The organism is Desulfopila aestuarii DSM 18488, assembly GCF_900143695.1.
GTDB classification, from domain to species: Bacteria; Desulfobacterota; Desulfobulbia; order Desulfobulbales; family Desulfocapsaceae; genus Desulfopila; species Desulfopila aestuarii.
This window is the reverse complement of the sequence record NZ_FRFE01000003.1, coordinates 90,238-114,328: the sequence shown is the minus strand read 5'-3', so window position 1 is coordinate 114,328 and position 24,091 is coordinate 90,238. Positions and strand designations below refer to the sequence as shown.

General features: G+C 52.6%; 25 protein-coding genes. 16 read left to right on the top strand and 9 right to left on the bottom strand.

The genetic code is table 11. The annotated features are described in order from the left end of the window. Nucleotides 1-53: 53 nt before the first annotated feature. The 3 genes from BUF15_RS04015 to glgP form a co-directional block, all read right to left on the bottom strand. Complete coding sequence (locus tag BUF15_RS04015) at nucleotides 54-1,367, bottom strand: radical SAM family protein (RefSeq protein ID WP_073612169.1); 1,314 nt, start codon at nucleotides 1,365-1,367, stop codon at nucleotides 54-56. Further along, nucleotides 1,364-1,789 (bottom strand): hypothetical protein, encoded by a 426-nt coding sequence (locus BUF15_RS04010; protein ID WP_073612168.1) that lies wholly within the window; start codon nucleotides 1,787-1,789, stop codon nucleotides 1,364-1,366. The genes BUF15_RS04015 and BUF15_RS04010 overlap by 4 nt, the downstream gene beginning before the upstream one ends. A gap of 94 nt (nucleotides 1,790-1,883) precedes the next feature. After that, the gene (gene glgP, locus BUF15_RS04005; protein WP_073612167.1) at nucleotides 1,884-4,073 is read right to left on the bottom strand and encodes an alpha-glucan family phosphorylase; all 2,190 of its coding nucleotides are present in this window, start codon (nucleotides 4,071-4,073) and stop codon (nucleotides 1,884-1,886) included. A 312-nt stretch (nucleotides 4,074-4,385) separates the two neighbouring features. Here glgP and pal point away from each other — a divergent pair, with 312 nt between their 5' ends. From pal to rlmB, 6 genes are all read left to right on the top strand, one after another. Next, entirely contained in the window at nucleotides 4,386-4,874 is a 489-nt protein-coding gene (gene pal / locus BUF15_RS04000; RefSeq protein WP_073612166.1) for a peptidoglycan-associated lipoprotein Pal, read from the top strand. A 63-nt stretch (nucleotides 4,875-4,937) separates the two neighbouring features. After that, the gene (locus tag BUF15_RS03995) at nucleotides 4,938-5,468 is read left to right on the top strand and encodes an OmpH/Skp family outer membrane protein (RefSeq protein WP_073612165.1); all 531 of its coding nucleotides are present in this window, start codon (nucleotides 4,938-4,940) and stop codon (nucleotides 5,466-5,468) included. A 216-nt stretch (nucleotides 5,469-5,684) separates the two neighbouring features. Beyond that, on the top strand, nucleotides 5,685-6,566 hold the full coding sequence (locus tag BUF15_RS03990; RefSeq protein ID WP_073612164.1) for a YicC/YloC family endoribonuclease: 882 nt from the start codon (nucleotides 5,685-5,687) through the stop codon (nucleotides 6,564-6,566). Between the two features lie 33 nt (nucleotides 6,567-6,599). After that, nucleotides 6,600-6,890 (top strand): DUF370 domain-containing protein, encoded by a 291-nt coding sequence (locus BUF15_RS03985; RefSeq protein WP_073612163.1) that lies wholly within the window; start codon nucleotides 6,600-6,602, stop codon nucleotides 6,888-6,890. 6 nt (nucleotides 6,891-6,896) lie between these two features. Next, nucleotides 6,897-7,511, top strand: a complete 615-nt coding sequence (gene gmk / locus BUF15_RS03980; RefSeq protein WP_073612162.1) for a guanylate kinase — start codon at nucleotides 6,897-6,899, stop codon at nucleotides 7,509-7,511. After that, on the top strand, nucleotides 7,508-8,341 hold the full coding sequence (rlmB, locus tag BUF15_RS03975; protein WP_234981109.1) for a 23S rRNA (guanosine(2251)-2'-O)-methyltransferase RlmB: 834 nt from the start codon (nucleotides 7,508-7,510) through the stop codon (nucleotides 8,339-8,341). Before gmk ends, rlmB begins: the two co-directional genes overlap by 4 nt. Nucleotides 8,342-8,413: 72 nt before the next feature. Here rlmB and rpsA read toward each other — a convergent pair whose 3' ends face one another. From rpsA to murI, 4 genes are all read right to left on the bottom strand, one after another. After that, entirely contained in the window at nucleotides 8,414-9,613 is a 1,200-nt protein-coding gene (gene rpsA, locus BUF15_RS03970; protein ID WP_073612364.1) for a 30S ribosomal protein S1, read from the bottom strand. A gap of 243 nt (nucleotides 9,614-9,856) precedes the next feature. Then, the gene (locus BUF15_RS03960) at nucleotides 9,857-11,656 is read right to left on the bottom strand and encodes a RiPP maturation radical SAM C-methyltransferase (RefSeq protein WP_073612160.1); all 1,800 of its coding nucleotides are present in this window, start codon (nucleotides 11,654-11,656) and stop codon (nucleotides 9,857-9,859) included. A 3-nt stretch (nucleotides 11,657-11,659) separates the two neighbouring features. Beyond that, on the bottom strand, nucleotides 11,660-12,373 hold the full coding sequence (locus BUF15_RS03955; protein ID WP_073612159.1) for a LolA family protein: 714 nt from the start codon (nucleotides 12,371-12,373) through the stop codon (nucleotides 11,660-11,662). Further along, nucleotides 12,370-13,230 carry a glutamate racemase gene (murI, locus tag BUF15_RS03950; RefSeq protein WP_234981108.1) on the bottom strand — a complete coding sequence of 287 codons (861 nt, stop codon included), beginning with the start codon at nucleotides 13,228-13,230 and terminating at the stop codon, nucleotides 12,370-12,372. The genes BUF15_RS03955 and murI overlap by 4 nt, the downstream gene beginning before the upstream one ends. Nucleotides 13,231-13,548: 318 nt before the next feature. Between murI and BUF15_RS03945 the strand changes: the two genes are divergently transcribed. Further along, nucleotides 13,549-13,833 (top strand): FmdB family zinc ribbon protein, encoded by a 285-nt coding sequence (locus BUF15_RS03945; RefSeq protein ID WP_073612158.1) that lies wholly within the window; start codon nucleotides 13,549-13,551, stop codon nucleotides 13,831-13,833. Between the two features lie 32 nt (nucleotides 13,834-13,865). Here BUF15_RS03945 and queA read toward each other — a convergent pair whose 3' ends face one another. After that, nucleotides 13,866-14,936 (bottom strand): tRNA preQ1(34) S-adenosylmethionine ribosyltransferase-isomerase QueA, encoded by a 1,071-nt coding sequence (gene queA / locus BUF15_RS03940; protein WP_073612157.1) that lies wholly within the window; start codon nucleotides 14,934-14,936, stop codon nucleotides 13,866-13,868. A 127-nt stretch (nucleotides 14,937-15,063) separates the two neighbouring features. On the opposite strand from queA, the gene mqnB reads away from it, so the two are divergent. The 5 genes from mqnB to BUF15_RS03915 all read left to right on the top strand — a co-directional run bounded on the left by mqnB (nucleotide 15,064) and on the right by BUF15_RS03915 (nucleotide 20,670). Then, a complete protein-coding gene (mqnB, locus tag BUF15_RS03935) occupies nucleotides 15,064-15,723 on the top strand; it encodes a futalosine hydrolase (RefSeq protein ID WP_073612156.1) in 660 nt (219 codons plus the stop codon). Next, the gene (locus BUF15_RS03930; protein WP_073612155.1) at nucleotides 15,720-16,559 is read left to right on the top strand and encodes a 1,4-dihydroxy-6-naphtoate synthase; all 840 of its coding nucleotides are present in this window, start codon (nucleotides 15,720-15,722) and stop codon (nucleotides 16,557-16,559) included. The genes mqnB and BUF15_RS03930 overlap by 4 nt, the downstream gene beginning before the upstream one ends. Beyond that, entirely contained in the window at nucleotides 16,498-17,622 is a 1,125-nt protein-coding gene (locus tag BUF15_RS03925; RefSeq protein WP_159441217.1) for a molybdenum cofactor guanylyltransferase, read from the top strand. The genes BUF15_RS03930 and BUF15_RS03925 overlap by 62 nt, the downstream gene beginning before the upstream one ends. An 82-nt stretch (nucleotides 17,623-17,704) precedes the next feature. Then, the gene (locus BUF15_RS03920; protein WP_073612153.1) at nucleotides 17,705-20,293 is read left to right on the top strand and encodes a histidine kinase dimerization/phosphoacceptor domain -containing protein; all 2,589 of its coding nucleotides are present in this window, start codon (nucleotides 17,705-17,707) and stop codon (nucleotides 20,291-20,293) included. Then, complete coding sequence (locus tag BUF15_RS03915; protein WP_073612152.1) at nucleotides 20,293-20,670, top strand: response regulator; 378 nt, start codon at nucleotides 20,293-20,295, stop codon at nucleotides 20,668-20,670. The genes BUF15_RS03920 and BUF15_RS03915 overlap by 1 nt, the downstream gene beginning before the upstream one ends. Before the next feature lie 126 nt (nucleotides 20,671-20,796). Here BUF15_RS03915 and BUF15_RS03910 read toward each other — a convergent pair whose 3' ends face one another. Continuing rightward, nucleotides 20,797-21,171, bottom strand: a complete 375-nt coding sequence (locus BUF15_RS03910; protein ID WP_073612151.1) for a helix-turn-helix domain-containing protein — start codon at nucleotides 21,169-21,171, stop codon at nucleotides 20,797-20,799. Nucleotides 21,172-21,499: 328 nt separating this feature from the next. On the opposite strand from BUF15_RS03910, the gene BUF15_RS03905 reads away from it, so the two are divergent. The 4 genes from BUF15_RS03905 (at nucleotide 21,500) to BUF15_RS03890 (ending at nucleotide 24,091) form a co-directional block, all read left to right on the top strand. Then, complete coding sequence (locus BUF15_RS03905) at nucleotides 21,500-21,976, top strand: peroxiredoxin family protein (protein ID WP_159441216.1); 477 nt, start codon at nucleotides 21,500-21,502, stop codon at nucleotides 21,974-21,976. Between the two features lie 147 nt (nucleotides 21,977-22,123). Further along, entirely contained in the window at nucleotides 22,124-22,639 is a 516-nt protein-coding gene (locus BUF15_RS03900; RefSeq protein WP_073612149.1) for a nitrous oxide reductase accessory protein NosL, read from the top strand. Between the two features lies 1 nt (nucleotide 22,640). Continuing rightward, nucleotides 22,641-22,919, top strand: coding sequence for a hypothetical protein (locus BUF15_RS03895; RefSeq protein ID WP_073612148.1), 279 nt, complete (start codon nucleotides 22,641-22,643; stop codon nucleotides 22,917-22,919). Beyond that, a complete protein-coding gene (locus tag BUF15_RS03890) occupies nucleotides 22,916-24,091 on the top strand; it encodes an ABC transporter permease (RefSeq protein ID WP_234981107.1) in 1,176 nt (391 codons plus the stop codon). Before BUF15_RS03895 ends, BUF15_RS03890 begins: the two co-directional genes overlap by 4 nt.

Below are 24,091 nucleotides of genomic sequence, written 5' to 3'. Positions count from 1 at the left end.
GCATATCTGCAGATAATTGTGGTGTATGTGGTCATTATCAGCCAGCGGCCTCACTACGGCAGCATTGGCGGTGGGGTGCAGGAAGGGTCGAGAGAGGGGTTGAAATATCCGTAGCGAAGTGCAGGAAAATGGTCCTGCAGTTCGTTGAACCACCTTTTCATGCCATGCGCTTTTTGTTTGTCTGGAAATTCCAGGGTCCGCAGATACCACTCGGGATCCATGTTGAGATTGCGCAGTTGAATAAAATCGGGGCTCAGCTCTTCGATAAACCGGCAAAGTTCTGCAAATTCTTCTGTTGAGTCGGTAAAGCCGGGAAGGATGAAATAATTGAGCGAGACAAACTTGCCGGCCTGTTTCATCACCCTGATGGACTCTTTTACGTCCTCGAACCGGTAACCGTTCGGGCGGTAATAACGGTTATAGTATTTTTCCTGTACTGAGTTGAGGCTGACCCGAATGGAGTCAAGACCGGCGGCGGCAAGTCTGGCCACACTTTTGGGCAGGCTGGCGTTACTGTTAAGATTGATGGTGCCGCGTTGGGTTGCTTTCCGCATCAAGCGTATGGCCTGTTCAATGGTCTCTGCCTGCAGCAGCGGTTCCCCTTCACAACCCTGGCCGAAGCTGACGATGGCCCGTTCAGCCTTCTCAAGATGGGGGATAGCCATACCGCTGATTTCCTTTGGGGTGGGCACAAAGTTAATGCGATCCTGAGTGGAGGGGCAGCAGCCTGATTCCTGCAGGGAGATGCAGCCCACGCATCTGGCGTTACATTGGGGTGAAGTGGGTAGCGGTGCCTCCCATCGATCGAGGAAATAATTTCGAGCCGCCGGGCAACCATAGGTGAGACAGCATTTACCGAGGTGCTGGATGAGCCGGTTGTTCCGTTCGGTTTTCAACTTTGTCTTAGTCTTTCTGGCAACGTTGGCCTGGCTATATTGACTGCAGTCCTGGCGGACATCCTGGTCGCTACGAAAGGCAGGAACCCAGAAGCAGTTGTCGTACCAGCCGACGGCAGTATAGGCAAAGAGCGGCAGGGTGGGCGCGTTGGGTAGGCTTTGGTAAGCACTGCTGAAGATGGCAGTGTGGGCCGGGGCCATAAATGCAGCTACTGCTTGGACTGAACGTCCGGGTTCAAAGGGGTTTTCTTCGACAAGCAGTGGTTCGCCGGTCTCCGGATCGCAGCCTACGGGCAGACGCATGGGGAGTGCAAATAACTCACTTCCCTCGGGGAGAGGGATCAAATCGTCAAGATTGGGACGACTGAAGTTGCCGGCGGCCATGCCGGTCATCTGCAGTTCCGGAAAATCGGTGATATTTCCCTGGTCATCGGCAATGACCAGGGACGGAACCTGGCGGGGATGAATCACTGTTGTCTCAATACCCTGAGGACAGAATCAATGGCTCGATACACATCGAGATCATCACCAAACACATCGAGCACATCCGGATGGTCAACAAGGTCTTCAACCACATACTGGGTCAGGTAGAGACTGACGATATTCGGGTCCTGAACAAGGGTCCGAACCGGTGCGATCTTCATTTGCAGATCGAAATCTTCCATCATGGCCAGCTTATGAAGCTGGTCTTCGATAGATTTTCTGATACTGGTCACTGAAGAGATTTCGATGATTTCCATGTCAATCAGGCGCTGGACGAGTTTTGCGGCGAGAGGCTCGGCATGGTCTTTGGCCGTGCGGAACATGGTCCGTCGTTCCCGCTCGCGTTTGCGGTCGATGGCACGGATGGTTTTGTCGGTCGATCGGCTCGCGCTGATACTTACTTTTGCCATAAAGGTCTCCCGGAAGATCTTCCCGCTGGGCGGGTAATATCGTTGAATGATGTTCCTACACGTTTAAATTAACCACGCTTTATAAACTGAAAAGCTATTTATCACTACTATAAAGTTTTGCATAGCCGGCCATCTCAGCCATTTGTGCCTCCGGCAGCTCCAGCTGATAGCGGGCCAGATACTCGGCGGCCATCCGATGAGTATTAAAAACAGGTATATTGAGACGGAGGTTGTTGATGCTTCTGTTCAAAAAGGCGTCGGAATTTTCCGTGTTGTAAAATTCATCAAGGACCTTGGGCAAGAGCATGTAAAACGAGCTCGAGTCCTCGAAATAGAGCAGCTCCTCCCGGGACTCGCTGAGGCTTGCGGTGTCGATGGGCCCTTCATGGCCGAACTTCCACCCGGTAGAGCCGTCGTGATACCCTTCGACCCACCAGCCATCCATGATGGAGAGATTGGGCACGCCGTTCATGGCGGCTTTCATGCCGCTGGTTCCCGAGGCCTCAAGCGGCCGTTTCGGGCAATTCAGCCAGGCGTGAACCCCTGCGACCAGCATCTTGGCAATGGCCATGTCGTAACCGGGAATGAAGATCAGGCTGGCGAGACCGTTTGACTTTTTGTAGAGCTCCTCCTGGCGACCGAGAAGTTCTTTCAACACTATTTTTCCAGGTTCATCGGCAGGATGTGCTTTACCGGCAAAAATGAAATTGATCGGCTTGCCACATTCCAAGATAATCCGGCAGAGCATATCCATGTCGTAGAAAATGAGATCAGCCCGCTTATAGGTGGAGAAGCGCCGGGCAAACCCGATGGTGAACACATCTGGGCGGATAATCGTGCTGCCGTCAAAAATGGTGGAAAAATAGTTGGGTGGGTTGATCCAGGTTTCAGTCATCTGTTGCCGGTGTTGATGGAGCATCTCGTTGACATAGTCAATAAGAGTCCCGGTATCGTGCTGCCAGGCGTTCTGCAGACTGGCACGAAAATCATAATCGTTAATGAGGGTCGTACAGTTGGCAAAAACTCCGGGATTGCTGCGCCAGTTGTCCAGCAGTGGGAATGAATCGAAGACTGCGGCCCGTTCGTCGCTGATCCAGGTGAGATGATGAACGCCGTTGGTGATGGCGGAAATCTTCTCGGCAAATTGAGGAAACTGTTTATGGGTGACATCGCGGTGCAGACGGCTGACGCTGTTGGCGGAGCGATTCACCCGCATGGCCATGTTGGTGAAATTGTATTCGTCCGGGTGCTCTTCGTCCTGGGCAAGGATATCGAGGACATGCTGGCAGGTGGTACTGCAGATCTCCCGATAAAGTATTTTGTTGAATCGGTCGTGTCCCGCTTTCACGGGAGTGTGGATGGTGTAGACGAGGTTGTCTGCCACCCGGGCGGCGGCAGTCATGATCTGATCGATGTTATGGGAGGTTGTCCGTTCCTCAATCATGGTCGTATGCAATTCTTCGGCAATGAGCTGCATAGCGAGCACCACCCCGTGCTGCTCATTGAGATGAAAGGTCCTGGAGGTGATGCCCAGTGCCCGTAAGGCGGGGAGGATGCCGATGCCGAGCATACGTCTCTGGATGGCCTTGGTGATGGACGACTCTGAATTGTAGAGTTGCGTAGCGGCTGAGCGGATAATCTCGGGTGCGTCTGGGACGGCAAAGTCGAGCAGGATCTCCGGGACAAAATAGTCGAGAGTATGATTTACCTCGAGTTTTATCCAAACCTGCGCGGTGATATACAGCTCAGTGTTATTTCGGGTGAAAAACGGAACTTCGATAACCAGCGGCTGGTCTGGCTGGTTGGGGTCGCAAAGTTTGAAGAGGCAGGGGGTTTTTTCCGGCGGCCAGACAACTTTCTGGGAAAGTTGGCCCAGCTGAGAGTCGACAACCTGGGAAAAATATCCGCCTCGGTAGAGCAGGCTGACCGCCACAACCGGCAGTCGGCAATCTGCGTAGCTCTTCAGGGTATCCCCGGCGAGAATACCTAACCCGCCGCTGTAATTCGGTATTTTCTGGTAACCGTTAAAATATTTATTAAGGTAATACCGATATTTTTCTGACACCAATCCAGCCTGGGGAGCGAGTAATAGCCTGTCTTTTACAGGATTGTAGACATCGGGGTCGGCGCCGATTTCCATGGAAATGTAGGCGACCGAGTTGCCGTCTTTGGCAGAGAGCTTGGCCCAGACGTGATCGAACACTTCCTGTGAGATGCCAAATACATCTCCGAACTCCCAACTTGCCAGCAAACTATCGTAGAAAATTGAAGCTGAGGTAGTCATTGTCCTAACTAAAAAATGTGTTAAAGTGCACCTGTCGGTACTATGTTGCCGTATAGCAATAGTGTACCAGCTATTCACTTAACGGACAGTAATAATTTATGCTAAAACTTGTAGGCCAGGATAAGAGTATCTGGAGTTATTCTGCAGGAAATCATGCGCCAACGAAAAAAAATTGTTGAATTTGTGGGTTTTCATCTATATATAGCCTAGGAAGAAAAGTGGATGAAAAATTCTATAATCATCCCTTGAAACTTATCCCAGGTGTCTGTCGTAGTAAAATTCATTTTAGAGAATTTCTAGGAGGTTCTTGTCATGTGGAGGAATGTACGGGTTGCATTGCCCGCGTTAGTGTGTGTTTCACTGCTTACCTTGTCTGGTTGTGGAACGAAGAAAGCAACAGACGCCGAAATGAAAGCTGGTGAGGAGTCGCTGGACTCCAATTCCACCGGTATCAGTGAAGGACGGACCTCAGCACCTATGCTGCCGGTCTATTTCGAGTTTGATGCTTCGGACATCAAATCCGATCAGGAGTCCCGCATTCAAGTAAATGCTGACTTCCTGAACAAAAAACAGGATGTGAACATTCGTATCGAAGGTAACTGCGATCCTCGCGGAACCAACGAATACAATATGGCACTTGGCGAGAGACGTGCTCTTGCCGCAAAGAAGTACCTTATGAACCTTGGTGTTGCTGAGAGCAGAATGAGCACCGTCAGCTATGGCGAAGAGCGAATTCTTCTCCATGGCCACGATGAGCTCTCCTGGGCTCAGAATCGTCGTGATGACTTTGTGATCGAATAAGGCTCGCCAGGATAATCAGCCGGTTTGCGGAAGGGTCGCAAACCGGCGCAAGCGGAGAAGGTCATGATTGTGAAAAAGTGGTTGTTTGCTGTAACCCTGTTGAGTGCACTTTGTGTCCTCGGGGCAGGTCAAGTTCTTGCTGAAACAAAAATTGCGGTGATGAATGTCCAGCGTATCATTACCCAGTGTGATAGTGGCAAGCAGGCCAAGGTAAGATTCGAGGCCAGAATGAAGGACCTTCAGGGCAAATTCAAAGGCGAGCAGGATGCTCTTGTTGCCCTCCAGAAAGAGATCGAGAAGAAGAGCTCTGCCTGGAGCGAAGAGAAGAAGACTGAGAAGGCTCGTGAGCTTCAGAAACTTCGTCGGGAACTGCAGACCAAGACAGAAGATGCCAACTTTGAACTCAAGCAGCTTCAGGAAAAAGAACTCCAGCCAATCCTCAAGGCCCTTGAGGGCGTTGTAACGGATTATGGCAAAAAGAAAGGCTATACGGCAATATTTGATATCAAAGGCGGCGTGATTTATTTTGACAAGGCCATTGATGTCAGCGAAGCCATAGTCAAGGAGCTCAACGCTGCCATGGCCAAGAAGTAAAGAAGTACTCAGATGTTTACCGGTGTTGTGCCGGTGATCTGTGAAACGGTGCAGGGAGCATGGCTCTCTGCATCGTTTTATTATTTCAGCGCTCCTGTAATTGCGGCTATTGGGCCGCAAGTCTATTCAGTTCAGGTGTGTTTCATGCAATCACTTTGATATCATTGTGATGCGTCTGTTGGCAAACTCATCATTGCCACTGCAAGAGGGATATGTATGGCTGTACGAAGCATGACTGGTTTTGGCCGGGGAGAAGCGGAGAAGTCCGGGCGACTCTGGACGGTCGAGTTGAGGTGTGTTAACAACCGATTCCTCGATTTGAAATCCAAATTGCCGAAAGGCTATATGATTCTGGAAGAACCGATCCGAAAAAAAGTCTCTGAGTTTCATCAGCGGGGCCGGGTGGATCTGGCACTCTCTGTCAGTGGTGATTTCTCCGATCTGCTGCATGTCAAGGTGAACCTCGGGCTTGCGGAAAACTATCGTCAGGCCCTGGGCCAAATTGCCGACTCCTTCAAACTCGAGAATACGGTCTCGCTTGCCCAGCTTGCTTCGTATCCCGATGTACTGGTGCGGGAACAGGAAGAGGAAGATATCGAAGCCATTTGGCCGTATGTGGAGAAGGCGCTTGATGCAGCCCTGGCTGGTTGCGATCTCATGCGCAGACAGGAAGGCGCTGCTCTGGTTGACGATTTGACCACCCGGCTCATTGGGTTTCGCGATACCGTGGCGATGATCGAGAAATCGATTCCTGAGCTGCTGCAACAGCGGGAGAAACATTTGCAGGAACGGCTGGAGAAGCTTCTCGGCAACGTGGAGATCGATCCTCAGCGGTTGGCGCAGGAGGTGGCGATCCTTGCCGATAAGACTGACGTGACCGAAGAAATTGTCCGGCTGCGCAGTCATATCCAGCAGTTTGAAAATTTCCTTCATGAAGAAGCGGCGGTGGGACGAAAACTTGATTTCCTTATCCAGGAGTTTCTCCGCGAGGTCAACACCATGGCCTCGAAAATCAACGACGCCGGTATCGCCCACCTGACGGTCGATTTGAAAAGCGAGCTGGAGAAGATGCGGGAGCAGGTTCAGAATATAGAGTAGTGCGTTCGGACCTCAGTACTTGTTGGGAGAATCATGAAACTGTTGAACGTAGGTTTTGGCAATACCGTGATGGTCGAGCGGATAATCGCCGTGATCAATACCGGCTCATCTCCGGCACGGAAAATCAAGGAGCTGGCCAAGCAGGAAGGTAAGCTCATCGATGTCACCGAAGGGCGACGCACCCGTTCCATCCTTATTATGGACTCGAACCACGTGGTGCTCTCTTCGGTCCAGTCCGACACCATTACCCAGAGAATGCAGGCGCTGCATATTGATGTCCATCTTGCCGAATTTGAACGCGATAAAAAACAGCGACCAGAGTAAATTGTTATGAAAAACGGTATATTGTTTGTTATTTCAGCTCCATCTGGAACCGGAAAGACCACCATTTTGAAAAAAGTGATGGCGCAGTTGCCCGGTCTCAATTTTTCCGTCTCCCACACCACCCGCAAACCGCGTACCGGTGAGCAGCATGGACGCGATTATTTTTTCGTCGAGCGCGAAACTTTTGAACAGATGATCGCCGAAAAGCAGTTCATAGAATGGGCCAGGGTACACGACAACTATTATGGTACAAGTATTATGGCCGTCTCCGACAGGCTGGGCGAGGGCGAGGACATTATCCTTGATATCGATGTTCAGGGCGCTACGATTATCCGCGATACCGAGACCCTCTCTGCAGTTCAGATTTTCATTGCGCCTCCGGGGCTGAAGGTGCTGGAAGAACGGTTGCGCGGGCGAAATACTGAGGATGAGAAGACGGTACTTTTGCGATTAAAGAATGCCGAGATGGAGATGAAAGCGGCTAAAGCCTATGATTATCTGGTGGTCAACGACCAACTGGAAGAGGCTGTGGAAACTCTGATGGCCATTATCGTGGCTGAACGTGCCAGGGCACGGCGGCGACGCACTGGTGAACCGGTAAAAATGGAGTCTGTTCGATGAAAAAGATAAAGCCGGAGATGCGCCAGAAGCCGGAGAGGCCTGCGGCGAACGAGAAACGTATCCGCATCAGTGATGATCTGTTGTGGGGTACGCATCCCGTTGTCGAAGCCTTAAATCAAGAACCGGATCGGGTCACCGAGGTAATCCTGGTAAAAGAGCGGCACGGCAAGAAGCAGGAAGAAATTGTCGAGTTGGCCCGAAAGGCCGGGGTGAAATTGACGTTTGTGCCGGCCCTTCGACTTACCGGTGAAGGCGCATCCCAGGTGCGGCATCAGGGGGTCGTGGCCAGGACCAGTGCCAGCGCATTGATGGAATTTGACCAGCTGGTAGATAAATTTGCGGCACAGGTTGCGGCAGGCCAGCGGCCGCGGCTCATCGTCTGCGATTCTTTGCAGGATCCGCATAATCTTGGCGCGATCATTCGGTCAGCGCTTGCTTCGGGGGCGAGTGGCGTGGTGCTGACCAGAGAGCGTTCTGCACCGTTGGGTGGCGCAGCAGCCAAGACTTCGGCCGGTGCCATGTCCCATATAGATATCAGCCAGGTGACCAATCTGGCCACCGCCCTGCAAAAGCTGAAAAAGGCTGGTGCCTGGATATTTGGGGCGATAAAGGACGAAACGGCACAGTCGCTCTACAGTACCGATCTGAATGTGCCTGCCTGTATTGTGGTGGGAAGTGAGGGCAAAGGCATTCGCCCGCTGGTGCGAAAAGAATGTGACATTCTGGTTTCCATTCCCATGGTCGGAACGCTCGACTCACTCAACAGCTCCGTGGCTGCGGCCGTCATACTCTTTGAGGCTCTGCGCCAGTCGCTAACGGTCGGGGAATAGATCATCGTGTTTTACCCGGCAGTTCGCTCATGTTTGAGGAACTGCCGGGCTGTTCAGCTTTCTGAAGTGGGACTACTTCTTCTCCTTCATCTTCGCTTTTAACAGGGCGCCAAAACTGCCCAGGTTTTCCTCGCTTTTTTCTTTCTTTTTCGCCTGCTGGACATAGGAGACGTAATCAGCTTTCTCCTTGTTTTCGACCGTTTCCGCAGACTCATAATCGACCGGGGCGAGGCTGATCCGCTTTTCGACGGTATCAATCGACTCGATGACGACTTCGACCTCCTGACCAGCTTCCAGAACTTCGCGGGGGTGGTTGATTCTGCGACCGCCACCAAGTTTTGAGATGTGAATCAACCCATCGACACCTTCGGCCAGGGTGACAAAGGCCCCGAACTGGGCGAGCCGAGAGACGGTGCCTTTCCGGGTTGAACCTTCCTGGAAGTTATTTGCAGCTTCGGCCCATGGATCCGCCTGGGTTTCCTTGTAGCTCAGAGATATGCGATTGTTGTCCCAGTCAAGTTTTTTAACGATGACCTTCACCTTCTGGCCGACGGTAAAAAACTCAGAGACATTCTCAATGCGAGTCCAGCCAACTTCGGAAATGGGAATCAGGCCGTCAACACCGCCAAGATCGACAAAGGCGCCAAAGTCCCGTATAGAGCTGATCTCTCCTTCAACGAGGTCACCCTCCGCAAGCGTTTTTTGTAACTCCTCACGTTTGGCCTCTCGCTCTTCTTCCTGAATTGCCCGGGCGGAGACCACAATATTTCTGCCATTTTCATCAAAGCGGGTGATTCGAAAAAGCATTTTCGTATCAAGGTATTCGGCGGCAGCATCTTCTACCCGACGCAATCCCATCTGAGAGAAAGGACAGAAGGCACGGGCATTGCCGCCAAGAGTGATCTCAAATCCGCCCTTGATCTCAGCTTTGACCAATCCTTCCACCGGAATACCACTACGGTATGCCTCTTCGAACTGCTCGTTGCCGGAGCCACCGCCCAACTTAGCGGTGAAGACCATCTCTGCACCACTGGAGCGCAGAAAATATACTTCGATACGGTCTCCGGGTTTGGCGGAAATCTCTCCTGTTTCGTCTTTTAACTCTGCGCTGTTCAACACGCCCTCACTTTTGCCACCGACATCGAGGAAAACCGAGTCACCGCTGACTGCGATGATGGAGGCTTTCACCTTCTGGCCGGGACTGAAATGGCGGAGTTTTTTGGTTTCTTCCTGCTTGAACAGATCTGCAAAGCTCTCGTTGTTGGCGTCCATGATTGTTTCCTGTGAAATGCGATGAACTCTGATTGCTGGTGAGTGTTTGAAGTTTAGGGCAGATATGGTGCCTTCTTTCATGAATGCACGTTTGCTGCCGTGGTGAAGCACGATGGCTCGTGTTCATAGTTATTGGGCTGATCGTAGCCTACAGTCAAGAAGGTTACAACCTGTATACGCATTTTCTCCTGCTGTTTGGCATAAAAATGAAGGTGAAAGGGCTCATTTACTTGAGGGATGAAGCTATTGTTGCCGAAGGGCAAGAGAAATGACCCTGTTTTCTTCCCGGAACATAAGCCGTTTTTGCGTCAGCTGGTGGAGAAAGGCAAGAATAGCCGACTCTTTCAACCCGGGAAATTGGGTACTTATCTCCTGGGTGGTGCGGATCTCGTCACAGAAGAGATAAATGGCACGGGACAGGCCCTGTAGTCGGTGCCTGAGGACCGGTCCGTGTAGTCTTTCCTGGCGGATCAGTAGAAAACTGCCGCCGTCCCGATAACTGAGCGGATATGGGTGCAGGGCGTTACGGTGCTGATGGAATTGCTGCCACAGAGAGATTTGCTGACGGACCGGCTGCCAGAGATGACGCTGGAAGCGCCGGTCGCCTCGATACTCTTTTACCAGCAGGTTGAGATTTGCTAATATCTGAGGGGGGAACAGGCGGCGGTTTCGGTGATGGTGGGTGACAGCCTTGATAGTGTAATGTCGCGGATCGCGATCGATGGGTGACCCATGTCCGAGAAAAAAGGTGGCCGGTGACAACGGACGAAAGGGCAGGATGTATTTGAGGTTCTCAAGGGTCTCCCCCACCTCTGCCTCGGTGGAGCCGGGGAACTCCATGATGAGGTTGCCTTCGAGCAGGATATCTGAGCCGGCAGCATGTTTCATCATGGCAATATTGTCGATAGCCGTGGTGCCTTTTTGCATCCGCGTCAGCAGGGAGCTTGAGAGTGCTTCGATACCAACCTGAATGGTGTCAAGCCCACCACGCCGATACGTATCAAGGCGTCTGGGGTGAGTGATTCCACGAATTTCAGCAAAAAAGCGACAATCAATATCGTTTTGGCCCATGATGTCGAAAAAGGCGTCGGCTTCTTTGGGTGGCAGGGCGTTGTCGGTAAAGGTGAAGTCGAGGCATTGGTGGCTGTCGGTCATTTGCCTCAGTTCGGCCAGTACCGTTTCGTGCTTTTTGTAACGATAACCACACCATTGCAGGTTGAGGTTGCAGAAGGTACATTTATTCCACCAGCATCCTCGTGAAAATTCCAGAGGCAGTACCGGGATGAATGGAAGATCAGGCAATATCTGGCGTATCTCATCGAAGTACGGAGTGTAATCGGGTGACGGCAGGGTGTTGAGGTCAGCCACTTCCGGTGACGGTACGATGTGATTGTGTCGGTTGCGCGTCATTACCCTTTCCGGGAAGCCGGCCTGCGCTCGGAACAGGTAATTACAGAGTCCGGCGAGTGGTATTTCTCCTTCGCCGTCGATGATATAGTCAATCTGGGGAAAGGTCTCAAGCAGTGATCGTCCTAACTCACCACCGCATGATGAGCCTCCAAAGAGAATCGGTGGGCATCCTGGCAGTTGTTTTACCTGATGGGCGAGATAGAGCGAGGCGAAGAGCTGGTTGAAGCAGAGCGAAAAACCCGCCAGGCGAAAGGTGTCCCACTCCACACTGCCGAGCCAGTCGCGGCAAGCCTTGTGGACGGTTTCCACCAGGTGGTCAAATGGTGGGATCAGTTCATCTTTGCCCGACAGGCACTCCTCGAAGGTACGACAGGCCTCACGAGTCCTCTCTGGAAAGAGCAGCGCGGCAAACAGTGCTTCCCCGGCCCAGCTGTTGTCCGCTATGGCTGCATAGATATTGGTGCCAAGCGCCCGAGCGATCTGCAGATAGGGGTGGAAGGTGGCAACTGCGGTCTCCGTGTGCAGCTCGACATAGGCCTTTAAAGCGCCCAGCTGGATGGAGGGCCGGTTCAGTATCGGCCACGGCATGGAGACAAGGGCAATCTCCTGTTTTCTTTGCTCTTCGTTGGCCATGGGCTACTGGTGGATGATTTCCGTGCCCTCCGGCGGGGTGAAAGAGAACAGTTTGGCCACCTCTGAGCTGCTTCCGTCGATGGTGTCGATTTCTATCTTGGAGAGAGTGAGCAGCGTTACGGTATCAAAATGGTCCTTGATCTCGATACGCCGGATAAGTGAATCGTCATCAACCCAGAGGTGGATGGCCTGTACCTGGGATTGGGGTTCTTTCGGCACCAGCTTGATAATCTGCGGCTGTCCTGCTTTCATCTCTTCCTGCATGAGCTCTTCATCTGGCGGCAGGATGTGGAACTTGTCGGCGATACGGCCACGTCCGCTGAAGAAGGTGTAGGTAAGATCGCTTTCCAGCGAGTCTGCCGGTGTCACGATCATCTGCTCGAGTTCAGAGAAATACATGGAAAATGTTTTCCCGTCGCTGATCAGCACCTGCTTGTCGGGGGTGGTATAGTTCCAGCGCATCTTGCTGTTTTTGCCGGTCTTGTAAAAGAAAGCTGTGCCGCTGCCGGTGCGCGGCCGCCCGCTGATCTGTCCCTGGCTCTGCTGATTGAAGGTAAAGGAGAGGCTTCTCATCTGGTCATATTTTTTCTGGAGCCTGGCGGCAATATCTTCCGGATATTCTCCGGCCGCAGAGGCTAAAGAGATCGAAGACAGAACCAGAAAGAAAACAAGGCAAAGGGCTGCGACGGGCAGTGAGCGAAGAAGTGGATGTTTCATGCCGGTATCAATTCGATATTACGTTGAAAGATGGAGTTTGCGGCCTGCTGGGCGTTGGCGGTAAGGTCGGAGACGAAATAGCGGTGCTCCGGTTGATTTTCCTTCACTGTAACCAGTCCGGGATGATCTTGCAGATATTTTTTCAAATGGAGCGCTACTGCCTCGGATGAGTCAATCAACTGAACTCGTTTGCCGACGCGTGGCTGGATGAGGTGTTTGAGAAGCGGATAATGGGTACAGCCGAGTACCATGGTATCGATCTGTTTATCCCTTAACGGCTTGAGGTAGCGGCGCAGGATCATCTTGGTCTCGCGTTTGTCGAGCCAGCCTTCTTCCACCAATGGAACCAGCAGCGGGCAGGGCTGGGAGTAGACTGTATAGTCTGGCTGCAGGGCGTGAATCTGCCGTTCATACTGGTTATTACGGATGGTAGCGCTTGTGCCGATAATTCCAAGCCTGCCGGAACGGGTTCGGGCGACGGCTTCCTGCACCGCAGGACTGATGACCTCGATGATCGGTACGGCAAAATCGGCCCGCAATCGCTCGGTAGCAACGCTGGCCGCTGAGTTGCAAGCGATGACGATAACCGTTGCTCCCTGACTCAGCAGGAATTCGGTATTCTCAATTGAATAGTCGAGAATAGCGGTGTCGCTTTTGGAGCCGTAGGGTGTCCTGGCCAGATCGCCGAAATAGCGGATCGGCAGGCCGGGAAGAAGGTTTTCAACGGCACGGGCCACAGTCATGCCGCCAATGCCGGAATCAAAAATGCCTATCATAGTCGTATTGAAGATGAAGGAGGTTGGGCGCTCGGCAACCAGGCGGACTGGTTGGCAGCCAGGAACATTCAGATTGTGCATGCCGGGCTGAGGACACAAAACAGTGTTGCATCCCGGCCCTTAATGATGAGCCCATCTATACCAGATACGGACCCGAACAACAAGCTGAAGACCGTTATGCGCTCATGCAAAGCAAAAAAGCTCTCAAGAAAAACATAGCAATAGGGGCTTGCGGATGTTGACAGGCCGATAGAGGGGAATTATTCTGCTGGCAGTCTTTACCGTCAGCAACATGAGGGGCCGATACCTGTTTGGTTCGGCAGGATGTTGAGGCTTTCTGTGAGCCTCATTGTCGTGTTGTGAAATCGAATTTTCAGGAATATAGAGGTTGAAGTAGCAATGCCTGTTTACGAGTACGAATGTCAATCATGCAACAAGGTCTTTGAGGTTCAGCAGAAAATGGCTGACAAACCACTCTCCAGCTGCCCAGAATGTGAGGGCGAGGTGAAAAAACTGATGTCCATGAGCTCATTCCAGCTCAAAGGGGGCGGTTGGTATGCCGACGGTTATGCCAGTTCTTCCGGCAAGGCTACAGCTGCAGCTCCTGCCAGTGCTCCGGCCGCGCCGGCCTGCGCTTCCGGCGGTGGCTGTGCCGGCTGCCCGGCTGCCTCTTCCGCATCCTGATTCCTTTTCGGAATATCGTTGTATTGCTGGCGTCATGGCCGGTGACGTATCACTGCCATGGCGTCTCCATACGAGTAGAACCGGTATCCTTCCCGGATTGCCTCCTGGTAACAGTCGAGTAGCGTCTCCCGGCCGCAAAGTGCGGATACAAGGAACATGAGCGATGAGCCGGGCAGGTGAAAGTTGGTGATCAGGTTGTCGATTACCCGGAAGGTGAAGCCGGGATAGATGTAAAGATCGCACCAGTCTTCGATCGGCCGTAGTTGTCCGTCTCGTGCGGCAAATTCCAGTGCCCGTACCGTCGTTGTTCCTACCGCCCAGATCCGTCCGCCCCTTTTCTTGGCCGCCTCTATTTTTTCCACCGTCTCTTTGGGAACTACGACATATTCCTCGTGGATACGGTGTTCCAGGATTTTCTCGGCTCTGACTGGAGCGAAGGTGCCATACCCGACATGAAGGGTAATGGTGCCCAGCAGCACACCGCGGCTGGTAAGTTGGGCGAGCAGTTCCTCGGTAAAATGCAGACCGGCGGTAGGTGCGGCCACGGCACCCGGCTGGTTGGCGTAGACGGTCTGGTAGCGGGTAACGTCTTCGGGGGTGGTGCCGTCATTCCGGCTAATGTAGGGCGGCAGGGGGACCTGGCCGCAGGCGGCGAGAATGCTATCGAGGTCACCGGTAAAGTTCAACGCGAGTCGTGCCTTGCCGCCATCAAGCAGTTCAAGGACGGTGCAGGTAAGATCGGGGCTTATGGTAATGGTTGAACCCGGCTTTGGCCGCTTGGAACTTTTGATCAGGGCCTCAACTTCTGCCGAGCCCGGAGCATCGACCGGCATGGGATACCCCAGCAGGAAAACCTCGGCTCGCCCGCCCGAATCCTTTTTACCATAAAGGCGTGCAGGGAAAACCCTGGTGTCGTTCACCACCAGCATGTCGTCATCTCCGATATAGTCAAGAATGTCGGCAAAGGTTCGGTGGTTCCTGCTGCAGTCAGCAGTATCGAGCACAAGAAGACGTGATTTGTCTCGCCGGTCTGCCGGTTTCTGGGCGATGTTTTCGACGGGAAGATGGTAGTTGTAGGCCTCGAGAGTAAAGTCCTTTTCCATGGGAGATGCAGTCGTGAAGCTGAGGTGAATTCTCTTTGCCGCAACCGGTATTATGGTATAGTGGCAGGCAGATTACAGATGTGGGTTGAAACCCGTTAAGATACCAGATGGAGCTGATGTAGATACCATGATTGTGGCTGTTGCTGCAACCCAATTGGAAATAGACCCCTTTCTGACGGCTGCAGGTCGCGAGGGGGAGCTGTGGCCGGTAGCTGTGACCGGAGTAGGGCCGGTGGAAACCGCTGTCAGTCTGGGGAGTTTGCTTGCTGAAAAGCGAGAGCAGTTGACCGGTGTGCTGCAGTTCGGTATCGGGGGAGCCTATATACGAGACAGTGCGGTCGCTCAGGTGGGACTATTGGAGGTATGTTTAGCCACGAGCGAGGTTTTGGGGGATTTGGGCATTTGTTATCCCGATTATATGGAATACTTCCCACCAGAGCTGGGTGGGGCTGAGCCGTTTTGCCTTATTTCGCCACTTCTTGAGCGGGCTAAAGCGGTTCTCGGAAATGCCGGGATTACCTGTCATTGTGGAAACTTTGTGACGGTCAATGGTGTAAGTGCCACTGCAGCCCGCGGCCGTATGTTGCACGAGCGCTGGCAGGGAATTTGCGAAAATATGGAAGGTGCTGCCGCTGCCCGGCTGTGCCGGCTATACAATATACCGCTGGTGGAGGTACGGATTATCTCCAATATGGTGGAAGACCGAGACAGAAAAAACTGGCAGTTGCATCAGGCCTGTGTGAAGGCCGGTGAGATCGGTGCACTGCTTATGAGGGAGCTTTCATGACTGGACCACTGACGCTCGGGTATTCGCCCTGCCCGAACGATACCTTTATTTTTTACGCCCTGGTGCACGGCAAGATCAATTGTGATGATATCCAGTTTGCTCCGCCTGTTTTGGAAGACGTCGAGACCTTAAACAGCTGGGCGCTTAAGGGAAAACTCGATATTACTAAATTGAGTTGCCACGCCCTTGGCCATGTGCTGGATGAGTACTGCATCCTTTCTGCCGGCAGCGCTCTCGGCCGAGGCTGCGGGCCTCTGCTGGTCTCCAGGGAGAATCTGGAGCTTGCCGCATTGAAAAAACGCCGGATTGCTATTCCCGGTCGGTATACCACCGCGGCCCTGCTGCTGCAGATGCTGTTGCCTGGGTGTACCGAGCTGGTGGAAATGCGCTTTGACCAGATCATGCCTGCGATCCTCCGTGGTGAGGTGGAGGCGGGAGTCATTATCCATGAGAGTCGGTTCACCTATGCGCAGCATAATCTCATATGTCTGCAGGATCTCGGTGAGTGGTGGGAAAAAGACTCTGGCCTGCCCATTCCATTGGGGGCGATTGCTGCCCGTAGAAGTTTAGGGGGCAAAAGCATTGGCAAGATCGAGCGTGCCATTCGTGACAGCGTGGATTTTGCCTTTGCCGATCCTGACACCTGTCTGGGATATATTCGTGAGCATAGCCAGGAGATGGCCCAAGAGGTGGTGCAGAGCCATATCGGCTTGTATGTGAACGACTTTTCCCGCGATCTTGGTGTCGAGGGAATGGCTGCGATTGAGCAGTTTCTTGAACGCGGTCAGGCTGTCGGAGCGTTGCCGGCTGGTCCGGCCAATTTGCGGTATGCGTGAAGTTGTGCCAATCGATAATGTCAAGGAGCGTTGCCAGTCAGTGGAGCAATCATCTTACCTTCCCATCTTTTCGCTCAGCGGTGCATCTTCTGGCCAGCTGCGTTCTTTTTATAAGCATGTTTTGCCGCTGCTTGGTGCCGATGGGCTTCTGGTAGCTACGGTACGCTGGGTAGCGGATGGTGGCGAAAAAGGTAGCGAAGCTCACACAGCTTCTCTGGCCTTCATGTCCGATAACGGCCAGCGAAGCTGTGTGTGGCGGGGTGACAGTGCCGGTTTGGGCTTGATGTTGCGAAGACTCACCAGGGACGCCGATCTTGTTTTGCTCGAAACCGAACCGGATACTCGGCTGGACTCCATCACTCTTCAGCAACTGGTTGAAGTTGGCGGCGAATTCCTGCAGTTGCCTGAATGCGAAAATGATCCGGTGGGGGCGGCAGCAACCATTAGCGCCTGTTTGGCGCGCCTGCAGGCCCGATGCCCGGTCTGGGCATGTATTCTTATCGGCGGGAAAAGTTCGAGAATGGGGAGACCCAAACATCTGTTGCCTGATAGTTCAGGGACAACATGGCTGGAGCGGACCGTGGACGTGGTTCAGCCGTTGGTTGATGGTGTCGTGCTTTCCGGATCTGGTAACGTTCCTGTATCGCTTGGTGCACTGCCCCGACTGGCGGATATTCCAGGCGTCGCCGGGCCATTGACCGGCATTTTGTCGGCCATGCGCTGGCAGCCTGAAGCTGCCTGGCTGCTACTGGCCTGCGATATGCCCGGGCTCAGCACTGAAGCCGTGACATGGCTATTGGCCCAGAAATCGCTGGGCTGCTGGGGCGCCATTCCGCAGATTTCTCCCGAAAGAGCGGTTGAGCCGCTTTTTGCCAGATACGAACCGCAGTGTGGTGAGTTGTTTGAGCAGTTGAATCTTGAGGGCGTCCGGCGGATCAGTCGGATAGCCGAAACGAAACGGGTCCGGGTGGTTCCGGTGCCGGTCCATTTGCGGTCAGGATGGCAAAATGTCAATACTCCTGAAGAGCTACTCCGTTTCAACGGCCCAGGGCCTGGTTCGTGAGGCCAGTGATGCCCGATGTGCCAGACTGTTGTATTTCTTTTGATGTAGAAGAAGCGATGAAGAGGAGAGGGATAGATTCACGATGATGGAGTTGTTGAAGACGCGGATCGGTGTCAAACTCTTTGTTCTGCTTGCCGTATTGATCATCCTGGTGATGATTCCGTTTTGTTATATGGTATTCTCGACCCTCTCAGGGTTTGGTAACTACGCCGCTGACTTTCATCGTGACGAGGCCAGGCAACGGGCCTACTCCTATCTCAGCACCATTGCCCGTGAAAAGGCCCATAAGTACGACGCATCTTTTTCCCAGGCGGAAACTGCGGTATCGCTTATGGCCGCTCAGTCGCGGGAAGTCTTCAGTAATATTGATTACTTCTCGGCATTGCCGAGCAACCTTCATGATTCTGTGCTGCAATTGCAGTATGGCATTCCCCTTTACCGGGAGCAGGATGTATCGACGGTCTTCAGGGGCGAGGGACGGGCGGTGGACGGGAAGCAACGTGAGCTACTGGCGATGATGCAGCTGGATCCGGTATTGAAAGGTGTTCAGGAAAATGTTCGCGGGAGTGTATCCACCCATCTCATCACAGCTTCCGGTATCTGCAGGTATCTCAGACACAATATGCAGGCACCTGACGGCATGAATGTGCAGGATCGGAATCCGCTCCGTTACCGTGCTATCATGGAATCACTCAAGGGGTTACAGGATCATCAGCAAATCGCTAACGTTTCAGCGGTCTGGACACCCGTGTATAATGATATCGCCACGGGGGTCCCTATAATTACCGTGCTATCGCCGGTGGTTGGTAAAGATGGTGCGATGCAGGGGGCGGTAGGGGTCGATATCTCCCTGGCCGGGGGGCTGGATTGGCTCGACGATGATATCGTCCAAAGCAAAAACTGGTCCGGTGAAACTCTCTTTTCATTTCTTATCGCTGAAAATGGAGAGATTATCAGTTTTCCGAAAAAGTTCCTCGGTCTGTTCGGTCTGCCGGGTGTAGGCCCCAAAACCGGTAGTGGTGAGACGGGGGGGCAGATATCTTTAGCAGATTCAAGGCATAAAGAGTTAGCAGCGTCTGCTCCGAAATTGATTGGTTCGGTGGCCGAGACTGCTGAGGTTACACTCGGTGCTGATGGCTATGTTTTGAATATGCATACCCTGCACCGATTGAATTGGCATCTGGTACTGGTGAGTGAAGAAGCGCAATTTACTGCTGCGGTTCAGCACACAGAACAGGCACTGTCGGGTACGATGCACCTGTTGGCCAAAAGATTTGTTGTATATGGTGTTATTCTTCTTTTTATCACCTTGGTCGTAGTCTATTGGGCTGTGATATATTTTGTAAGTCCGCTGAAGCGAATGTCGGTGACGGCCCAGCGGGTCGGGCAGGGGGATCTCCAGGTCCGGTGCAAGATGGATCGGGCCGATGAGCTTGGTATTCTTGCTCGTTCATTTAACGCCATGGTGGATCAGCTTCAGGAGGCAGAGCGACTGAAACAGACAGAATCCCGCCAGCTCGAGTTGACGGTACAGGCGCGGACGCGCGATCTGCGTAACAAAAATATCGTATTGCGTGATGTCATTCAGGAACTCAACCGGGAGAGTGAAAGAAGGCGAAATGCGGTGTACGCGCTGAGGAAAAGTGAGGAGCAGATCCACATCGTCATGGACGCCTCGGTGGCGGGACATGGTATCATCCAGGATAAGAAAATCCGTTATGTCAATCCCATGGCTTCGCGGATCTTCGGATACAGTCGAGAGGAGATGACCCGCGGGGATATTAGTGTGCTTGATCTGGTGATGCCGGGGCAGTTTGAACGGATTAATCAGATGTCGATCCTGCACTTCCAGGAAAATGCCGAAAAACCCTTTATATGTGAGTGTCGCCGTAAAGATGGGACCGCTTTCGAGGCGCTGGTCGGAGGGGCTGTAACCAGTTGGAATGATAGGCCTGCACTGGTGGCGACGATCATGGATATTTCCGACCAGAAGCAGACGGAAGAGGAACTGCTGCGCAGTAAACTGATGTTGCAGGAGTCACTGGCGGAAAAAGAAGTACTGCTGCGCGAGATCTATCATCGTACCAAGAACAACATGCTGGTGATTATCTCGATGCTGCAGCTCCAGGCGATGGAGTTGGAAGATCAGCAGGTGAAGATGCTGTTCTGGGAGACGGAAAGCCGGATACGGGCCATGTCGTTAGTTCACGAAAAACTCTATCAGTCGCAGAATCTGACGGATATCGACCTCGGCCAGTATCTTGAAGAAATGGTTTCGGCTCTGGTGGCGAGCATGGTGTTCGATGATGCGGTAAAGGTCGATTTCGATTGCCAGCAGGTGTTTCTGTCCATCGATAGTGTTGTGCCCCTGGGGCTTGCAATCAATGAGATTGTAACCAATTCACTCAAGCATGCGTTTCCAAAAGGAGCAGGAGGTTGCATTTATATTCGACTCCGTCGCGACAGTGAGGGGCTGGTCGAGGTGGTGGTTGGTGATAACGGTCCAGGGTTGCCGAAGGGTCTGGAGCCTAGAAAAGCTCGTTCGCTCGGGATGCAGATTACCACCAACCTCATTACCGGTCAGCTGCACGGCTCCCTGGAGATAACAAGTGAGGCCGGGGTTTGCTACCGGATACGGTTTACTGAACCTGCACGACCAAAGAGGGTGTAATGAGTAAAATTGTGCTGATTGTCGAGGATGAAGTTCTGGTTGGTATGATGCTGGCCAGAAAGATTGAAGAATTCGGTTTTACCGTCTGCGCAGTGGTCACCACCGGCGAAGAGGGACTTGCGGTGGCAGAACGGGAGAGGCCCGGTGTTATACTGATGGATGTCAGCCTGGGGGGGGAGATGGATGGTATTGAAGCCGCCCGTCTGGTCAGGGAGCGGCTGGGAATCCCGGTCGTCTTCTTTACAGGTTATAATCGAGACGAAAATCTCATGGCCAGGGCAAAAGAGGTGCAGGCCCTGGCGGTTGTAGACAAGCTTGGGCCCGTTGAGGAACTGATATCGGCTCTGGAAAAGGGTTTTGACTCGTTTTCAACCTAAAACGAACCTGCAGGACGATATCTTCATTATGCTCAAAATTTCATCTGCGAAAAATTGGCTATATGTCTGTGACAGTATTTCTCGCAGGCCTCGATCTTGACAAAAATTTCGACTATCAAGACAAAACTAACTCAAGCCCTTCATGACCTGACATTGCCGGCATACTGAGATTTTTTCCTGCCAATTGGTCTTTGTGGTCGACTCGCAGAATGTGCCATTGATGAACCAGCATAAATGACCGGCGTCGAACTCCCAGGCCGGGCAGTTTTTTTTCTTCCGTTCCGGGCAGCGCTTGGTTTCCCAGCAATTTTTACGAGGCTGCTGCTGTCGCATTTTTTGTGAGAGCAGGAATAGCATCTGGCGTTCGACGTGGGTGGGGATGCCGCGCCATCCCTGTTCGTAGCTGCTTACTGCCTTGAGAGAAGTTCCCAGTAGTACGGCCATTTCCTTCTGGGTCTTGCCAAGCCGTTTCCTGATATGCTGAAAATCGTTGTTTTCCATAGAGTTTCTCTTTTTGTTTGGTGCAAGAGCCAATCTGTTCTTCTGATTCTCCTGCTGGATTTTCGACCGTTCGGGTGTTTGCCGCTGAATACCGTATTTCCTCCGTCGCATAACCATTGTATGGTGTCGACCAGGAGAAAAAACTTTAAGGAAATTTAAGCAGCAGTGTATAGTTCTGGTATTTTCCGCAGAATGTTTCAGTTAGTCGCAATGCCACAATGTACCATGGACGCATATTTTGCACAACAATTAGCGTTGAATTACGAGCGAAGGAGGGGGCGTGGGGGCTGAAAAGTGTTACATGGGGGTGTGGAGATGGGCGATCGTTATGCTTTGTTTGTTATTGCTCATCGCGTGTCAGCCGGAAAGAAAAGGTGGCCCGTTGATGAAGGGTGATGAGGCGCCCGATTTTGCAGCCAAGGATCTCGACGGTAATGTGATCGTGTTGTCCAGCCTGGCCGGAAAGCCGGTTGTGCTAAGGTTCTGGGAGACAAACTGCCGGTTTTGCCGGGCAGATACCCCTCTCTTTAATAGCTATTTCGAAAAGTATCGGGATAAGGGGCTGCATGTTGTCTATGTTAGCAGTTTTTATGAAAATATTGAAGCAGTGAAAGAGTTTATCGATCTGCTCGGGGTGCCTTTTCCTGTAGTTATGGACGAGGAGGCAAAACTGGCAGATCTTTACAATGTGAAGGTGTATCCGCAGACCTTCATGATAGGCCCCGATCGAACGATCCTGGCCAATATCTTTGGTGGGGTTGGTGAGGCTGAATTTCAGGAAATACTTGGTAAGTATTTGCAATAGTTCTGATTGCCGTTTACTTTGTTGATTGGGTTTGGTTGGAAATTGTCGGAGCTGATATCCCGGTCTGGGGTATTGTCATATTGCTTGCAATTGGCCTGTCTTTTCGAGGTATTTGGCCATTGTCCTTATTAAAGGCTGGAGGGGAATATGAAGAAATTGAATGCCATGCTTATTGCTTGCCTGTTGGTTATGGGACTGTTTTCTTGGGAGAAATGTCTTGCTGGATCAGGGCAGCCGGTAACGGTCACGGATCGTGATCGCTGTGCTGTGTGTGGTATGTTTGTTGGTAAATATCCGGAGTGGGTGGCGCAAATTGCCCTTTCTGACGGAAGAAACTTTATGTTTGACGGGCCAAAAGATATGCTCGTTTTCTATTTTGCCCCCGAGGAATATGGCGTTGAAGGGGGCAGGGTGGATCACATGCACGTGAAGGATTATTACAGCCAGCGGTGGCTGGATGGGCGGGAGGCGTTCTATGTGATCGGCAGCGATGTCTACGGGCCGATGGGCGAGGAATTTGTGCCTTTCGATAGTCGGCAGGCGGCGGAAAGTTTTCTGAAAGACCACCACGGCAAGGAAATTCTTTCCTTTGAAGATATCTCGCCAGCGCTTGTGCAGAGTATGCGAAAAGGGCATAAGATGAAAATGAAGATGAAGCAGTAATATGCGACCGTCCGCTGCTTTGGGGATTTGGGCACTGCTGGTTGTCGTTGCCGGCGGGATTCTCGCAACCAGGATAGCCGAGAAGCGTGCTGCTATAGCCGGCTGGGAGGAGAGCCGGAATGTGGTGGAAGCTTTCGGGCTTTCTGATCTGGCTGTTACAACCGAAGCGCGTTATACCCGGCATCCTGCGGTTACTGATCCGCTGGTGCCGTTCATGGATCATCCCGGTGGATTGGAGCATTTTCCTTCCGGGTCTTTCTCGGCGCCGGTGCAACCATGACACTGAGGCAACGTTTACAACGCCAGCTCAATCTGCTCGATTATGCCCTGGCCACCCTCTGGCGCCGGAAATTGAAAAATTTCGGCATCGTTGTGGTCTTTACTGTCGTTGTTTTTTTGTTCGGCTCGTTACAGCTCATGAACAGAGGTCTCACCGAGGCGGCAGAAGCAATTCTAAAGGGTGCCCCGGATATCACCGTCCAGCAGATGTCTGCCGGCCGTCAGGTGTCCCTTCATCAGACGGCTGGTGAGGAGATTGAGAAAATCCTCGGTGTGGCCAAGGTTGTGCCGAGAATCTGGGGCTACCATTTCGATGAAGCTAATGGCGCCAATTATACCATTGTCGGCATGAATCACGATGGGCAGCTTTCGCCATTAGCCGAAGGGCGATATCCTGAAACGGGAAGCAGCGGTGAAGTGGTTATCAGCAGAGAGGTTCAAAAGAGCCTTGATCTGGGCTCCCGCTTGAGCTTTTCTTTATTCCGGCCCGATTTATCGATGAAGTCATGCACCACTGTCGGTATGTTTGGTACTCATACCGGACCGGTCACGGCCGATACCATTTTCATGACCATGGCGGATGCACGGGATCTCTTTCAGCTAGGTCCGCACCTGATCACCGACCTTCTTGTCTATGTCGCCAATCCACGTGAGATCGACAATATCGCCGGAAAAATTGCATCGAAGATTCCCGGCTCCAGGGTGATTACCCGCAGCCAGATAATGAAAACCTACAATGTGGTTTACAGCTGGCGTAGCGGCTTCGGTGGCATCTGCCTGCTCGCCTCATTGGTGGCTTTTGTGATTCTGGCTTATGACCGGGCTTCGGGACTTTCTCGTGAAGATCTGCGGGAGATGGGTATTCTGAAGATTCTTGGCTGGCAGGTGGGAGAGGTGATGGCCGTCCGTTTTTGGGAATCGGTGGTAGTTTCGTTCACCGCTTTTCTCCTCGGGTATGGATTTGCCTGGGTGCATGTGGTCTGGTGGCAGGGAATGCTGTTTCAGCCGCTCATGCTTGGCTGGTCGGTCTTGCGACCCGAGTTCCGGTTTGTGCCCTCATTTGTGCCAGCTGACCTGCTGCTTCTTTTTTCTGTCTCGGTGTTGCCCTATCTCGCGGCTACCGTGGTGCCTGCCTGGAAGAGCGGTATGGTCCGACCGGATACGGTGATCTGA

What these genes read in the sequence shown, in the direction of transcription:
- BUF15_RS04010 (WP_073612168.1), bottom strand. Translation starts at nt 1,789, where the DNA reads ATGGCAAAAGTAAGTATCAGCGCGAGCCGATCGACCGACAAAACCATC.
- glgP (WP_073612167.1), bottom strand. Translation starts at nt 4,073, where the DNA reads ATGACTACCTCAGCTTCAATTTTCTACGATAGTTTGCTGGCAAGTTGG.
- pal (WP_073612166.1), top strand. Translation starts at nt 4,386, where the DNA reads ATGTGGAGGAATGTACGGGTTGCATTGCCCGCGTTAGTGTGTGTTTCA.
- BUF15_RS03995 (WP_073612165.1), top strand. Translation starts at nt 4,938, where the DNA reads ATGATTGTGAAAAAGTGGTTGTTTGCTGTAACCCTGTTGAGTGCACTT.
- BUF15_RS03990 (WP_073612164.1), top strand. Translation starts at nt 5,685, where the DNA reads ATGGCTGTACGAAGCATGACTGGTTTTGGCCGGGGAGAAGCGGAGAAG.
- BUF15_RS03985 (WP_073612163.1), top strand. Translation starts at nt 6,600, where the DNA reads ATGAAACTGTTGAACGTAGGTTTTGGCAATACCGTGATGGTCGAGCGG.
- gmk (WP_073612162.1), top strand. Translation starts at nt 6,897, where the DNA reads ATGAAAAACGGTATATTGTTTGTTATTTCAGCTCCATCTGGAACCGGA.
- rlmB (WP_234981109.1), top strand. Translation starts at nt 7,508, where the DNA reads ATGAAAAAGATAAAGCCGGAGATGCGCCAGAAGCCGGAGAGGCCTGCG.
- rpsA (WP_073612364.1), bottom strand. Translation starts at nt 9,613, where the DNA reads ATGGACGCCAACAACGAGAGCTTTGCAGATCTGTTCAAGCAGGAAGAA.
- BUF15_RS03960 (WP_073612160.1), bottom strand. Translation starts at nt 11,656, where the DNA reads ATGGCCAACGAAGAGCAAAGAAAACAGGAGATTGCCCTTGTCTCCATG.
- BUF15_RS03955 (WP_073612159.1), bottom strand. Translation starts at nt 12,373, where the DNA reads ATGAAACATCCACTTCTTCGCTCACTGCCCGTCGCAGCCCTTTGCCTT.
- murI (WP_234981108.1), bottom strand. Translation starts at nt 13,230, where the DNA reads ATGCACAATCTGAATGTTCCTGGCTGCCAACCAGTCCGCCTGGTTGCC.
- BUF15_RS03945 (WP_073612158.1), top strand. Translation starts at nt 13,549, where the DNA reads ATGCCTGTTTACGAGTACGAATGTCAATCATGCAACAAGGTCTTTGAG.
- queA (WP_073612157.1), bottom strand. Translation starts at nt 14,936, where the DNA reads ATGGAAAAGGACTTTACTCTCGAGGCCTACAACTACCATCTTCCCGTC.
- mqnB (WP_073612156.1), top strand. Translation starts at nt 15,064, where the DNA reads ATGATTGTGGCTGTTGCTGCAACCCAATTGGAAATAGACCCCTTTCTG.
- BUF15_RS03930 (WP_073612155.1), top strand. Translation starts at nt 15,720, where the DNA reads ATGACTGGACCACTGACGCTCGGGTATTCGCCCTGCCCGAACGATACC.
- BUF15_RS03920 (WP_073612153.1), top strand. Translation starts at nt 17,705, where the DNA reads ATGATGGAGTTGTTGAAGACGCGGATCGGTGTCAAACTCTTTGTTCTG.
- BUF15_RS03915 (WP_073612152.1), top strand. Translation starts at nt 20,293, where the DNA reads ATGAGTAAAATTGTGCTGATTGTCGAGGATGAAGTTCTGGTTGGTATG.
- BUF15_RS03910 (WP_073612151.1), bottom strand. Translation starts at nt 21,171, where the DNA reads ATGGAAAACAACGATTTTCAGCATATCAGGAAACGGCTTGGCAAGACC.
- BUF15_RS03905 (WP_159441216.1), top strand. Translation starts at nt 21,500, where the DNA reads ATGCTTTGTTTGTTATTGCTCATCGCGTGTCAGCCGGAAAGAAAAGGT.
- BUF15_RS03900 (WP_073612149.1), top strand. Translation starts at nt 22,124, where the DNA reads ATGAAGAAATTGAATGCCATGCTTATTGCTTGCCTGTTGGTTATGGGA.
- BUF15_RS03895 (WP_073612148.1), top strand. Translation starts at nt 22,641, where the DNA reads ATGCGACCGTCCGCTGCTTTGGGGATTTGGGCACTGCTGGTTGTCGTT.
- BUF15_RS03890 (WP_234981107.1), top strand. Translation starts at nt 22,916, where the DNA reads ATGACACTGAGGCAACGTTTACAACGCCAGCTCAATCTGCTCGATTAT.